This window comes from Pseudomonas sp. Ag1 (genome assembly GCF_000278565.1).
GTDB lineage: Bacteria > Pseudomonadota > Gammaproteobacteria > Pseudomonadales > Pseudomonadaceae > Aquipseudomonas.
In genome coordinates, this window is sequence record NZ_AKVH01000105.1 from 87,657 (window position 1) to 102,216 (window position 14,560).

9 protein-coding genes and 1 pseudogene are annotated in these 14,560 nt (G+C 55.9%); 5 read left to right on the forward strand and 5 right to left on the reverse strand.

Annotation, left to right across the window (positions count from 1 at the left end; translation table 11 throughout):
* Nucleotides 1-135 precede the first annotated feature (135 nt).
* Together A462_RS11000 and A462_RS33550 are read left to right on the forward strand one after the other, a co-directional pair.
* The gene (locus A462_RS11000) at nucleotides 136-1,461 is read left to right on the forward strand and encodes an OprD family porin (RefSeq protein ID WP_008436774.1); all 1,326 of its coding nucleotides are present in this window, start codon (nucleotides 136-138) and stop codon (nucleotides 1,459-1,461) included.
* A 260-nt stretch (nucleotides 1,462-1,721) separates the two neighbouring features.
* Nucleotides 1,722-1,942: pseudogene (locus tag A462_RS33550) on the forward strand (DUF3363 domain-containing protein); the annotation flags it as partial.
* Nucleotides 1,943-1,961: 19 nt separating this feature from the next.
* On the opposite strand, the gene A462_RS10995 reads toward A462_RS33550, so the two are convergent.
* The 5 genes from A462_RS10995 to A462_RS10975 form a co-directional block, all read right to left on the reverse strand.
* A complete protein-coding gene (locus A462_RS10995) occupies nucleotides 1,962-4,328 on the reverse strand; it encodes an efflux RND transporter permease subunit (protein ID WP_008436775.1) in 2,367 nt (788 codons plus the stop codon).
* Complete coding sequence (locus A462_RS10990) at nucleotides 4,325-5,272, reverse strand: WD40/YVTN/BNR-like repeat-containing protein (protein ID WP_008436776.1); 948 nt, start codon at nucleotides 5,270-5,272, stop codon at nucleotides 4,325-4,327. Before A462_RS10990 ends, A462_RS10995 begins: the two co-directional genes overlap by 4 nt.
* A 245-nt stretch (nucleotides 5,273-5,517) precedes the next feature.
* Nucleotides 5,518-6,867 carry a DUF1329 domain-containing protein gene (locus A462_RS10985; RefSeq protein ID WP_008436777.1) on the reverse strand — a complete coding sequence of 450 codons (1,350 nt, stop codon included), beginning with the start codon at nucleotides 6,865-6,867 and terminating at the stop codon, nucleotides 5,518-5,520.
* A gap of 14 nt (nucleotides 6,868-6,881) precedes the next feature.
* The gene (locus tag A462_RS10980; RefSeq protein ID WP_008436780.1) at nucleotides 6,882-8,786 is read right to left on the reverse strand and encodes a DUF1302 domain-containing protein; all 1,905 of its coding nucleotides are present in this window, start codon (nucleotides 8,784-8,786) and stop codon (nucleotides 6,882-6,884) included.
* Between the two features lie 256 nt (nucleotides 8,787-9,042).
* Nucleotides 9,043-10,236 (reverse strand): citrate synthase, encoded by a 1,194-nt coding sequence (locus tag A462_RS10975; RefSeq protein ID WP_008436781.1) that lies wholly within the window; start codon nucleotides 10,234-10,236, stop codon nucleotides 9,043-9,045.
* 227 nt (nucleotides 10,237-10,463) lie between these two features.
* On the opposite strand from A462_RS10975, the gene A462_RS10970 reads away from it, so the two are divergent.
* From A462_RS10970 to A462_RS10965, 3 genes are read left to right on the forward strand one after another with little or no spacing between them, the layout of a single operon-like run.
* Nucleotides 10,464-11,795: an MFS transporter gene (locus tag A462_RS10970; protein ID WP_008436784.1), complete on the forward strand. Its 1,332-nt coding sequence runs from the start codon at nucleotides 10,464-10,466 to the stop codon at nucleotides 11,793-11,795.
* A gap of 22 nt (nucleotides 11,796-11,817) precedes the next feature.
* Nucleotides 11,818-12,825 (forward strand): LysR substrate-binding domain-containing protein, encoded by a 1,008-nt coding sequence (locus A462_RS0132560; RefSeq protein ID WP_050550314.1) that lies wholly within the window; start codon nucleotides 11,818-11,820, stop codon nucleotides 12,823-12,825.
* Between the two features lie 60 nt (nucleotides 12,826-12,885).
* A complete protein-coding gene (locus A462_RS10965; protein ID WP_008436787.1) occupies nucleotides 12,886-14,547 on the forward strand; it encodes a hydantoinase B/oxoprolinase family protein in 1,662 nt (553 codons plus the stop codon).
* Nucleotides 14,548-14,560: the final 13 nt, after the last annotated feature.

The window sequence follows — 14,560 nt, forward strand, 5'->3', positions numbered from 1 at the left end:
ATGCCCTGAGCCGTAGCGTTTCATGACGCGCTACGGACGACTATTTCAACCATGAATCACTTCGAGAAAGACCTGCCAGCCAGGCTCTTGAGCGGAATCGCCTGAGCCTGAATTTTCGATCCGGGGAGCAATGAAATGAATTATCTGAATAAGGGCCTGGTGGTCCTGACGGTATCCGCTTGTCTTCAAAACGTGGCATTCGCCGCTCCTGTGGTCAGAGACCAATCGATGTCGCAGGGTTTTGTGCAGGACAGCAGCTTCAACATATTGCTGCGTAACTACTACTGGAACCGGGATGGCAAGAATGGCGCCGTCGACCGTCGAGACTGGTCTCAGGGTGTCATTGCCAACTTTGAATCGGGCTTTACCCAGGGCACGGTCGGTTTCGGCGTAGACGCATTCGGTGACTTCGCACTCAAACTTGACGGTGGAGCGGGTACCACCGGGCTGGGAAACCTGCCGGTCAATCGAAATGGAGAGCCGGAAGACTCGTACGGCAAGAGTGGGGGCGCTGTCAAAGTCAGGGTTTCGCGAACCGTTTTGAAAGTGGGTGAAATGCAACCGAAGAATCCGTTGTTCGCGCCGGGAGGCGTCCGCGTACTCCCGCAAACGGCAAGCGGCGTGAATTTGCTGAGCAGCGAGATCGACAATCTCAATATCGACGCGGGTCACTTCTACTCAGGCACGAGCCCAGCCACCACTCGCAGCGACGGAGATCTGTACGCCAGCTATGCGCTTCGAGCGTCCTCCGAAGCGGATTATCTGGGCGGCAAATACACGCCGACCGATAACCTGACGCTGATGCTCTACGGATCAGAACTCAAGGACATCTGGCACCAGTACTACACCAACGCCAGCTATGTTCTGCCGCTCTCGAGCAGTCAGGCGTTGAACCTGGATTTCAACCTCTATCGCACTCTTGATACCGGTAAGGCGGATGCCGGCAAGATCAACAACACCACTTGGTCTCTTGCGGCCGGATACAGTTTCCTTGGCGCACACAAGATCACCCTTGCGTATCAGAAAGTCGATGGTGACACGCCATTCGACACCATCGCGTTTGGTAATGGTTCCGGCAACAAGGGGGACTCGGTCTGGCTGACCAATGCCATTCAGTACTCGGACTTCAACGGCCCGGGAGAGCGCTCGTGGCAAGCACGCTATGACTTGAACATGGCCGCATATGGCGCACCGGGATTGTCATTCATGAGCCGCTACGTCAGTGGCGATGACATTGACGGGACGAAGGTAGACTCCAGAAGTGCGTACTACAGGCGCTATGGCGAAGATGGCAAACACCACGAACTCAACGTCGAAGCCAAATATGTGGTGCAATCGGGTGCCGCCAAGAACCTTTCGCTGCGACTGCGCCAGGCCTGGCACCGGGCCAACACCGACCAGGGCGAGGGTGACCAGAACGATTTGCGCTTGATTGTGGAGTACCCGATCTCAGTCTTCTGAAATAAAAGATAAGGTTTCATTACGACCGTTCGGTGAAAAGCCAACTCCCGTGAGTTGGCTTTTTCTAATTAAAAATCCTAAAAAGCTAAGATTGATCCTGAACTGACAATGCGTACACCGATATGGGGGGCCGCTGCCTCGGCCACCCTCTGATCACACGTGGCAAATCGCAAGTTTGGTTGTAAGAATAACCAATGAAGGCATATCGGTGAACTCCTCTACAAAGGGTATCGCTCAATCAGTACACGTCATCATCTGGAATCGTGGCGGCGCACGTACGCCTACTCGAAACCCTACGCCGCGCCGCGATTGTGGAGCGCGGTGGTGAAGGCGTCTGGCATGTGCTCGACGATCTCGTCGAACGGGGCCGTCAGTACGACGCTCAGCGCCTCGGTGGCGGGGGGTAGAGTTGAAATCGCACCTTCCGATAGAGCGGCAGGCTCGCGTAATCGGCGCCACCTGGCTTGACCAGCGGTTGATCACCTTTTGTGGCGCAAAGGTCAGCTGCTCAACCGCTTCCGACGATGCAGGACCGCGGCAAGGGCAGGCATCAGGAGTAGCGCACCTAGCATGTTCCATAGGAAAAGAAAGACGAGCAGCAAGCCCATATCCGCTTGAAACTTTATTGACGAATAGATCCACGTCGACACGCCAAGAGCCAAGGTCAGACCGGTAAATGCAACAGAGCTACCGGTAGTCTTGAGTGTCTGGAGGTAAGCGGTGCGCATGTCCATTCCCTGCTTCAAGAAACCCTCTAATCGGCTGTAGAGGTAGATGCCGTAGTCCACCCCGATGCCTACGCCAAGCGCCACGACCGGGAGTGTGGCGATTTTAACCCCCAGCCCCAGTTTGGCCATGACCGCCTCGCACAGAACAGTGGCGAGGTAGAGAGGGGCCATCAGCGCAAGGGTGACTTTGAGTGAGCGGAACTCCCACAACACTACGGCGCTGATAATCGCAAACACCAAAATCAACATCGGCGTTTCGGAACTCGCGATGACTTCGTTGGTGGCAGCCTCAATACCGGCGTTGCCGGCGGCCTGCAGAATTTGCAGATCAGGCGTCGAGTATTTTGCAGAAAACTCGCTGACCGCACTGGCTACCCGCGTTAGCGTTTCCGCCTTATGGTCGGCAAGGTAAATGCTAATGGGGGCCACGCTGCAATTGGCATCAACCAACTCTGATGTCACGCCCGCGCGCGCGGAGTTCATGACGAACTTATCTCGGGAAAATTCGGCCCACTTGGGGTTGCCCTCGTTGCGCGCCACGATATTGAATCGCATGGTTTGGTACAGCGACTGAACGGACTCTACGCCGGGTACCCCACGAAGTGTCTGTTCAAGCTGGTTGGCAAGGTCCGCTGCGTTGAAGCGGACGCACTGTTCCTTGGGCGTAGTAAGCATCACCACGTACACATCGGTGCTGGTGCTGTAGTGAGCCAGCAGGTAGGCGTTGTCTTGGTTGTAGCGCGAGTCCGCCCGGAACTCAGGCGCCCCCTGGTTCAGGTCGCCGATCTTCAAGTCCTGCCGAGCGCCATAACCGTAGGCCAACAACAACAGGCTGACAGCGATCAAGGGCCAGGCAAATCGTGGCTCGACTACCCGGGAGACACGACTGAATATCGGCCATGAGTAGTTCAGTCGTGCTTGTTGCTTGCGCAGCCCGCCTCGGCTGATGCCAACGTAAGACATCAAGACGGGAAGCAGGAACATCTTGGTGAACAACGCAACGAACACCCCGATGGTTGCGGCAATTGCCAACTGTTCTATAACGCCGACCCGTATCACCAGTAACGTGATGAAGCCCGCCGCATCTGCCAAAAGTGCGGTGGCGCCAGGTATGAATAGGGCGCGAAACGTTTTGCGCGATGCTTCGAGTGAGGTTGCCCCTGAGGCCATCTCACTCATCATCAGATTGATGTTTTGCACGGCGTGGCTGATGCCAATGGCGAAAATGAGAAAGGGCACCAAAATCGAATAGGGGTCCAATCCCAGGCCTAGCAAATTGAGCAAACCCAACTGGCAGACCACCGTCACCAGGCAAATGAGCACCGTAACCACCGTGCTTCGCCAGCAACGGCAATAGCCGTAGAGCACCGCGCTGATCAGCAGTACGGTAATAGCGAAGAACAGCGCAACGTCTGCGGCCGCTGCTAGCAAGTCACCGATGATCTGGGCAAATCCGATCACCCGTATCTGCACGCCGTGACCGTCAAATGCCTCGCGGACCTCAACTTCCAGCGCTTGCGTCAACTTGCCGTAGTCCAGTGGCTTGCCGGTCTGAGGATCTTGCTCGAGCAGTGGCACCAAGATGACGGTGGACTTGAAGTCGTTAGCGACCAGGCTGCCCAGCATGTTGGCGCGAAGAATATTTTGCCGTAGTTGGACTAGTGACGGCGCATCGCCTTTGTAGGTGTCTGGAATAATCCGCCCGGCCCGAACACCGTCGGTGGTTACTTCCGACCATTTTGAATTGGGCGTCCATAGCGATTTCAGGTTGCCTCGATCGACGCCCGGAATATAGAAAATACGATCGGTGACTTTATGAAGCGTTTCCATGTAGGACTGCGTAAAAATGTCCTCACCGTTAGTGCTTTCCACCACCACGCGCAGAACATTGCTCTGCGGACGAAGTATGTCTTCGTATTTGAGGTAGTGCGTTATGTAGGGGTGGTGAGTGGGGATCATCCGGGTAAAGCTGGCGTCGGGCCGCAACAGAGAGGCCAAATACAGTAGCGGTAATGCAACCACGATGGACATGATCAACACGGCTGGGCGGTGGTTGAAAAGCAGGTTCTCGATCCGTGTTACAAGGCGTTGGAAAAAGGCCTCACGGGTCGTTGCTTCAATTTTGATTGGCGAATTCATTGCAGGTTGACCTCAATTTCCGATAGCGCTATGCGGCTCAAGCCGGCACTGCCGATCAGTGCGATCTGACCATCCGATAACATCGCTATACCCAGTAACGTGGCTCTTCCACGTCCCTGCCAGCGCCTGAAGTTGCGCGAGTCCTGACTTAACAAAACAGTGCCAGCCTGACCCACCAGCGCTAAATCACCGTCCGGCAATTGGGCGCCCCCGTAGAGGTTGGCATGTGTGGGTAGAGGTATGAGTTTCCAGTGCTGTCCTTGATCTTTGCTGCTAAGCAGCGTGCCGCCAAACCCCAGCGCAAACACTTGTCCATCGCGCAGTGCGATCAATTTGTACAGCGAGGCAGGCGTCGTGGCCGGTAGCGCCGTCCAGCGGTTGCCACCGTCTATGGAGCGGTAAATTCGGCCACCTTCACCGGCAATTAAGAGGGTGCCATCTGCTAAGCCGACGATGGCATTCAGATGCAGACGTTCAGGGTCGTCCAAACCTTCCATGAATTGCCATTGTTTACCGCCGTCCACGGTGTGCAGCACGGTGCCATACGCTCCCACCGCCCAGCCTTCGTCGGCATTACGAAACCAGATGTCCAGCAAGGGTCTGGACGGCCCTGACTGCAATCCAGCGTTGACGTCATCGAGCATGAAGTTGGCGTTGTCCAGCGCTCTATTAACGTCGTCGCTGGGCGTTTCGGCGTGTAGCCGAGCGATACGCTGCTCAGCACTCAGTTTCATCAATTTGCCGATAGCGGCGCCATCGCTCTGGGTCGTCCAGGTAGCACCTGCATCGGAGCTGTTAAGAATTACACCGTCATGACCCACTGCCCAGCCATTGCGAGCGTCGACGAAATAAACTGAGGTCAACAGCAGGTCTACGGGCACTTGGGCTTGTTGGGTGGTGCCGTTGGCGTCGCTGAGAAGTATTAGTCCATTGGCGCCGACCATGACGAGGGCTCCGTCGTGCTGCTGCACACTGGTAAGTGGCTGGCGAGTGGGAGTTGGCTGGGTAGGCGCTTCACGTTGCAGCCGATCCGCAAGGGCAGCTGCATTGCCGGGATGCGAAGCGACGCATAGCCAGACCGCGATGCCCAGCAACGCGGGGCGTCTAGATATTTGCATGGTGCGTGTCTCTGAATTGGAAAGAGGCAGGCAACACCAGTTGCCACCCTGAGTACGCCAGCGTTTATCGATCAGTGACCGCTGCGGCGTAGCGCTGCCGGGCTGAAGTCGGTGAATTTCGACTTGAGGCCGAACTCGGCAGGCTTTTCCTCATTTTCCAAGCCATAAACGGCATAACGCTGAGATTGCAGGTCGTAGCTCACGTCGCTGATTTGAAAGCTCGACAGGACGTCGTAGCGCTGCAATGTGTGGGCTTCCTGCATCCGCCAAAGCCCGTTATTTCCGTCGAATAGGTCGACGGCAAGGATGCTCCAGCTGTCCTCGTCTACGTAAAATTTCCTCTTGGAATAGATATGTCTAGCGTCCGGCTTGAGTGTGGCTTCCACCACCCACACGCGGTGCAACTCATAACGCAGCAGGTCTTGATTAAGGTGTCCGGCCTTAACAATATCGTCGTATTTTAGGGCGCGATCGGCGAGTTTGTAGGTGTTGTATGGAACAATCATTTCCTTCTTGCCGATAAGCTTCCAGTTGTATTTGTCGGGGGCGCCGCTATACATATCGATCATGTCGTTGGTACGCAACCCGTCCGCGGTCGACACTGGCGTGTCGTAGTTTGCTTCGGGTGCCCGAAGGACTCGGCGTTGGCCAGGGTTGTATTGCCAAGCCAGGCGTGTTTCCTTGGTCTGGTCGATGGGTTCGTGCGCTAAAGTCACTGTGCCAGCGACGCTTTCTGGTCCAGTGATTTTTAGCAACGTGTAGTAGAGACGATTCGGTTCTGGATTGTTCAAGGCTGAAGCCATGACCAAGATTGATTCACGGTGGGTAGGTGTAAAGCCGCCAGAACCCTGCACCACCATTTCGGTGGGATAATTGTGGATCTCGCCCGTGCGATAACGCACATAGTGGTTGTAGATAACCTCAAGTCCTTGCTTGGGAACAGGGAACGGCACAGTGGTACGTTGATAACCGACCATTCCAGCGCCGTTATCGGCGAGCTTTACGTTGGCCGCTTCCTTGCGGATCTGGTCGTACTCGGCTTGGGGAAGCGCTGCACTTCGATGCGTCGGGTAGACGATCATCTTGAAGTCAGGAAATTTGGAGAGCATGGCTTTATAGCCGGCTCCCAGCTTGTCAGCATACTGAGCCGAATTGGCGCTGGTCACTGTATACAGTGGCTTGTCGGCGGCGTATGGGTCGACGTAGCCTTTCTCTCGGTTGAACGGCACGGGAGCCTTGGTTAGGCCACCGTCCCAGGCAGGGATGGTGCCATTAGCATTCCCCGCTTTTTCCGCGCCGGTAGGGGTCAAGTCTTGGCTGAGCCGTGCGAGTTCGCCTTCGCTCAACTGAGCGGTTGCCGTGCCACTTGCCAGGGCAATCACGCTCGAGAGTAGTGCTGTATAGAGGTATTTGTTGTTCATTGTGTGCCTCCTGGTTAGAAACCCGCTCGTACGCTAAGGGCAATGAAGTCCTTGTCGGTAGACGCGTATGGCGTATTGCCGCTGCCGGACCATGAAAGGTCTGCTGAATAGGTCTGGCGATAGTCCGCCCTGATCCCCACCGACCCGGTCAATCTGTCCTCAACGAGGTTGCCGTCATACGACCAACCTTTGACGTCTTGGCCGAATGCCACATATGGCGAGACGTTCACACCGAGAAATGCGCCCGGATAGTTCAACTGCCCTCTGAGTCGATAGCCCCAAGAAAAAGCAGTTACGAAACCGTCGCTGGTACACGCGTATTTTTTGTACTTTTCGACCGGCACGCCGACTTGGCAGCCCTTCGCGCTACCGTTCGCCATGTCCGTGCCGTAGATGTCGGTACGACCATAACGACGCTCATCAAGGCTAGGTAGATCATGGATGTACTTCGCAGCGGCTTCTGCCGTAAGGCTTAGGCTGTCCGCCCCCAATACCTGAGAAAACGTTCGGGTAGTGCCGAGGGATAGCTGTGAAATTTTGAGGCGGTCATAACCGTTCACTTTGGCCCCAGGTGCCGCTGCCAAGCCGTCCGACCCCAGAGGTAACGGGACCACTACGCCGCCGAACCCACCGGTACCGTTGAGGGCTGAACTCGGGTCGCCAGCATAGGCCTGAAGCGTGTCCGAGCTATTCAGTTGTACCGGCTGATTGGGCCGGTAGCTGTACTCGCCAAAGACCGTTGACCCCATCGCTTCCGTTGAAAAGCTGAGGCCAAAGATTCGAATGTCTTCGGGGAACGCGTCATAGTATTTGGCGTTCGCATCAGCGATGGCTTGGGTTGTCGGATTCTGCCAACCCGCACCGGACAGGCGCTGATCGGCGATGGTGTTGATGTAGGGCGTACGTGAGTGAATTTTCATAGCGTAGGCGCCGAACTCGGTTCCTATGCTGTCGGCAAAGTATTTCAGCGCCAATCCAAACTGCCCACTGTCACGGGCTTCTTTATCTTTTGCGCGGGCGATGTATTGGCCCGTCTCGATACTGATCTGATCGTTTGCGCTGGGTCTTTGAGGTATGCCGAAACAACCGGGAGCGGCGTAGTCATTGGTGGAGAAGTACGTGCCGCATCCCTCAAGCACCGTTTTGCGCCATTCCAACTGATAAAACGATTCAACGCTGAGGCTATCGGTCACACCAAAGTTGCCGTACAGCATCGGGACTGGCAGCAACCCCTCTTTCACCTGAGCGCCGGGCCGCCGCAAGGCTGCGGAGTCAATCGGGTTTATCGAGTTGATACCATTTTGGAAGAACAACCCTTCCCCCCAGTTCACCACTTGATTACCGGCCCGCACATTCAGGGGGTGGCTACCGATCTCGTAGTCGGCAAATACATAGGCATCCAGAAGCGCGATTCCTTGAAACTTGGCAAGGTCATCGAAGTGACTGTCGCTCAGGGGCGCATTGTGGTCATAGCCGTTTGTGGAGTTACCAAATGGCACGTCTTTGTTATTCAGCGTGTAGTCATACCAGGCCTTCGCGCGAAGAAAAGCGCCATAGTTTTGCCACTTGAATTCAATTTCACCCAACGCGGTCACTGGCGAGGAAACCAGCTCACCACGCTTGTGGAAGTTGAGGCGGCTGTCATCACCCGTGCGCCCGCCATTGGGGTTGAACTGGCCCGCCGATCCATAGCCAATGCTATTGGCGTTGCCCTGGGAAATGGCTGATGCCTGAGGCTTTGAGGCATTCCAAATGCCCCCAGCGCTTATGCTGCCGTTGTAGCGCCCGCTCACTTCGCCAATTTCGAAATCACTAGCTCGCACAGTCATGGAGATCGTGCACGCCAACGGCGCAAGCACCAGCGGCAATTTGTACAGCCAGTTGCCGTCCCGGAATCGGGAGTTACCTGAAAGCTTCATTTCGCCCACCCCTGCTTATTGTTGTTTTTGTATCGAGTTTTTCCGCGTATTTCGCCTGTTTGGACGATAGCCGCGGAGCTACCATGGAGGTCCATGTCCAGCACTGCTGGTTAGGTTGATTAAATTGGTGGATGTATCGACCTAACTAGGATTTCCGAAGGCTAATGAATCCTTTCGGTGCTGTATATCTCTACGGGATCAATCAACCTTAGGGATGGCGGGTATGGGTAGGGCGTTCCTTGGGCGATGGCGCGGGTTACGCGGGGCCGGGAAGGGGGCCGGTGTACACAGCGTGGTGGCGAATCAAGTCGTGCTGGTGATATTGCTCGCTGGCGTGGGCGAGCCAACCGACCATGCGACCCAGGCCGGCAAGCACGATTTCCTGTCCGCGCATATTCAATTTACGGCCGCAAAAAACCAGCAGGAGAATGAAGTCCAGAGGCTTGCCGGAGATTTCTTCTACCGTCTCGGCAGCAATGAGCAGGCGCTGAAAGTCTTCATCGTGCGCATAAATTCGACGCAGATGGTTGAGCAGGCTCTTTGCGCGCGGGTCAGCAATACTGTGTTGGTTTGAGCCGAATCCGGGGATTGGCTCACCCTGCCGGTTGCGCAGCAGAATGGGCTCGCGAGGATCGTCGGCCACATAAATTTCTTCCAGCATGCGCACCATCATTTCCGTGCGGGCATAGCTCAGACGCCGGCCTCTGAATGTGGATAGCCCCGCTATTGTCGAGTAGTAAGGGGTTACACCTGCGTTGGCGGCGGCTCTGACGGTGTAAGTGGCAGGGTCGAACTCGTGGTCGACGCTGAGAATCAAAATTCGCCGAATCAAGTCCTCCCCAGCTTCGTCCAGCTCCAGTGCGCGTGCGATCGCCTGTGGCAGTGGGCCGGCAGCCGGGCACTTCGCGCCGACGATCAGCGCAGCAAACCAGCGCATCACCTCAGCTCCCGTGCGGGCTAGGCCCTGCATCGACAAGTCGTGGGCGCGGGGATTGTCACGTTCGATGAGCGGGAACAGGGCGATGGCTTTTTCAACTGCGGACGTTTGCGCCATGGCGTCGAGAATTGCAGTTGCGCCGGCTGGCACCTTGGGCAGGGGATGGTCGAATGCACCATCTACTTGCCACATCATCTGGGCGACGCTTTCGACGCTTGAGCTTTCAGCTAGCACCGCTACGTCGTGGCCTCGATAGTAAAGGCCTTGCTCTGTCAGCAGAGTGATGTTCGTGCGGGTAGCCACTTGCGGGGATGGCGCTGGAGCAGCGGCGGCGCCCTGCTCCACGAGTAATCGGTGGATGTCAGCAGCCCAATAGCGGCGGCTGCGCGATGTGCCAACCTTTAGCGAGCGGATGTTTTTGCGGCTCACGTAGGCATAGAGAGTTTTATGAGCAATGCCGAGCAATCCAGCTGCTTCGTCGGCGCTCATGTACAAATCGTCTTCGCTTGGCATGGCTTTCGACTCATTGATGAGGTTGGGAGTAGCAGCTTATTTGTAATGGGTTGATTGATCCAGTAGAGATTTACACCTTTTGCAGCTGGCTATATGTTGGTCCGCACGCAGCCAGGCTCATGACGTCTCCAGTCAAGTCGTCTCAGCCCAGATTTTTTTGCAGAAAAAAACAGACGGCAATTGTCCGCCCACAAAAACAAGAAATACGCGTTCCCCAGGAGACCGACATGAGTCCCGAGCTTGCCCCCGTCACCGTTAAAAAGATCATCCGAAAAGTCATGCTGCGGATTATCCCCCTTACCTTTTTTCTCTATTTCGTAGCCTTTCTGGACAGAGTCAACTTGGGCTATGCCGCGCTGCAGATGAACGCTGACTTGGCACTGACCAGTGAGGCGTTCGGGTTTGCAGCAGGGATTTTTTTTATAGGTAACGTGTTATTTGAAGTGCCCAGCAACATGCTGGTGATCAAATTTGGGCCGCGGGTTTGGATAGCTCGAATAATTCTGACCTGGGGTGTGGTTGCGACTCTGACGGCTTTCGTTCAAACCGCAAATCAACTGTACGTTTTACGGTTCTTACTCGGCGTCGCTGAGGCAGGCTTTCTGCCAGGCATGGTGTTCTATTTCGCCTTGTGGTTTCGCGAAAAGGAGCGTGCCACAGCAACCGGCCTCTTCTTGCTTGCAGCACCTGTTACTTATCTGGTGGGAGCGCCGCTCAGCACTGCGCTGATGCACTACGTCACACTCGGCGACATCGCAGGGTGGCGCTGGATGCTCTTTCTGGAAGGGTTACCCGCGATAGTGGGCGGCGTGCTGTGTTATCGCTACTTGTTAGACAGCCCGCAGAAAGCCACCTGGCTCACTCAGAGTGAGAAAGACTGGTTGGCGGCCGAGTTTGAGCGAGAAAAAGCCAGCCAGCCTCCCGTTACTCACTTGGGTACGTGGCAAGCGTTGACCAACCCCATAATCCTTTATTTGTCGGTCATCTATTTCCTTTCCCAAGTAGGTGCATTGGGTATCGGCTATTGGTTGCCCCAGATAGTCCAGAACCTTTCAGCGGCTTTTTCATTGACTCAAATTGGCTTGATTGCCGGCCTTCCGTATGCGGCAGCTGGTGTTGGCCTCGTGATTTGGGCGCGTTTGTCGGACCGCTTCTATGAGCGCAAATTTTTTACTGCCATTCCGTTATTGCTGGGGGCGATAGGCCTGTTCGTCGCAGGAACCACTCAAGACCCTTACCTAGGCATGGCGGCAATTACGTTGGCGCTGACCGGAATCTTCGCTACGAAATCGCCATTTTTTGCCATGTTGACGCAGCTATTTAGCAAACCAACGGTGGCGGTTGCTGCGGCAATCATTTCATCGCTAGGTAACTGCGGTGGGTTCGTTGGCCCTTATATCGTGGGCGTGGTCAAGAAGGCGACCGGTACGTCCTCGGCGGGGCTGTTCGTATTGAGCGGTGCATTGTTATTGGCGGCACTAATGACTTTGTTCATCGTGGTACCTCGCCACAAATCAAAGCAAGCCTCGTTGCAAGCACTGAAGATGAAAGAGCAGTGAATGTTCGGTGGGGGGGGGTGTGATGACGTATCCAGATCCAGTGTCGTTGAAGTTATTTGTTGCTGTTTGCGAAGTGGGAAGCCTAGCCGGTGCGGCGGAGCGTGAATGTCTCTCACCGTCAGCCTTGAGCAAGCGAATCTCAGACTTGGAAGCGGAGCTCGGTACCACGTTACTGACTCGCGAACCCCGTGGTGTGCGCATGACGGCGGCAGGTGAAACGCTGCTGCTGCATGCCCGGCAGATCTTGCACAGCCTGGCTCGAATGCGAGCCGAGGTCGGAGAGTACGGCGATGGCATTCGTGGCCATGTTCGAGTGCTGTCCGTGGTTACAGCAATGGTCGAGTTTCTGCCGGAGTGCTTGGCAACCTTTCTAGGCGACAACGCTCATGTTCGAATCAGCCTTGATGAAGCCGTGACGACCCAAGTGTTACGCAGCGTAGAAAATGGCTCTGCGGATATTGGTATCTGCCGGGAAATGCCAGTGCCGCACGGTTTGCTGAGTTACCCCTGCGGTTCCGATCGTTTCGCTGTGGTCGTTCACCCGCAGCATGAATTGGCCTGCCGCACGAGTGTTGCCTTCAACGAGACCCTGATCTACGAGCACGTTGCGCTTTCACTGAACGCAGCGTTGCAACCTCCAATGGAAAAGCTCGCTCGGGACATGGATCGTGAGGTGAATATTCGGTTTTACGTTTCGTCATTTGATGCCGCGCTACGAGTGATCAAGTCGGGCCATGCGATCGGGATATTTCCTGTGGAAGCCATTGCGCGATTTAGGGCGCTTTACGATTTGCGAGTCATTGCCTTGGACGAAACGTGGGCAGGCGGAAACTTCATGCTTTGTGCGCGGCCAGCGGAAGTTAACTCGCCCGTTACGCGGCGTTTGATCGCCCATCTTCTACACGAAAGACAGCCATCGAAAGTAACGACGGCTGCCACCCAAAAAGATCACTTGTCGGTCCTTCAGACCAGCATCGACACTGGTAAACAGCTGGCTGAGACCGGGGCTGACTACCGAGCCGCTTGCTGATTTTCAACCCGTCATTGCGGTGTGTTTGCGGACGCACCTGACTGTGTACCTGGAGCGGTTATGAATCACTTAAAACAAAAAAATATAGATCCGATTACGCTCGAAATATGGTGGAGCCGCTTGGTCGCCGTTGCCGATGAAGCCGCCACCACGCTGCTGCGTACTGCGTTCTCCACCATTGTTCGTGAGTCCAACGATTTTGCGACCACATTGATGAACGTCAAGGGCGAGTCCATCGCTGAGTGTTCCGGTGGAATCCCTGCTTTCGCGGGCATTATTCCGCGCACAGCCAAGGCGATGTTGGAGAAGTTCAAACCGCACACGTTACGTGACGGTGATTGCCTAATTACTAACGACCCTTGGCTCGCCACGGGACACCTGCCCGACATCACCGTTATCACACCCATTTTTTACGAAGGCGAGTTAATCGGTTTCGCAGGTTCTGCCGCGCACTCGCCCGACACCGGCGGCAACCCCGGACCCGGTAACCGAGAGTTGTTCGAGGAGGGCATCTGTATCCCACTCATGCACCTCTATCATGCCGGCCAACGAAACGACGCGATGCTTGAGCTGTTCCTCAATAACGTGCGTTTACCTGAGCAGGTGTTGGGAGACCTGGAAGCTCAGGTTACCGCCAACGACGTTTGCCGAAAAAAGGCAATCGAGTTCCTGGTCGACACCGGCCTACGCAATTTTGAACTCCTGTCGGACGCCGTTCATGGGCATTCGGAAATGTCGATGCGCCGCGCTATCGGCGCCATACCTGACGGTACCTACACGGCGTGCGTAGACGCTGACGGTTTCGATGGGTTGCCCACGCGAATCAACTGCACGATTACGGTCGCCGATACGGACATGACCGTCGATTACAATGGAAGCTCTGCACAAGTTGCCCGTGGCACCAACTGCACATTGAACTACACCCAGGCCTATTCGATTTACCCGCTCAAATGTGTGCTGGATCCGTTGACTCGTCGTAACGAGGGTTCCTATCGTGCCATAACAGTTACGGCGCCGCAGGGCTCCATTCTCAATGCACGTTTCCCTGCAGCGGTGGGCGCTCGGCACCTGACCGGACATTTGTTGTGCTGCGCCATTTACCAAGCGTTGGCAGATGTACTGCCTGACCAAGTTATTGCCGACAGTGGTGGCACTCCGGCAATGCGGGCGCGCTTTAGCGGTCGAAGTGAGGCAGGTATCCCATTCTCGCAAATCCTCTTCGCCAGCGGCGGGATGGGTGCCTCATCTGCTCGCGACGGCTTGTCTACAACTGCGTTCCCTACCAACTCTGGGGCCGGCAGCATCGAGGCCATGGAGGCTGTTTCGCCCATCCTGGTCAACCGTAAGGAGTTCCGCATCGACTCCGGCGGCGCGGGACGCCAACGCGGCGGCCTGGGGCAGGCTTGTGAAGTCCGCAACATCACTCAGCAACCTGTCCAGTTGGCGATTCTAGCCGACCGCCACGACCATCCAGCCTTGGGCATTGCCGGGGGGCTGCCTGGGGCGCCCACCGATGTGGTGTTTCAGGATGGAAGTCGACCACCGCTCAAGTCCCAGGTGTCCTTGCCGGCCGGCCAACACGTGACGTTTTTCTTTGCCGGTGGCGGCGGGTACGGCCCGGTAGGCGAGCGCTGCAAAGCGGCCATCCAGCAAGACATTGACGACGGTTTCATTTCAGCGCAGGCCGCGGCCGAGATTTATGGGTATTCCGATGCCCAGTAACGAGGAACTCACT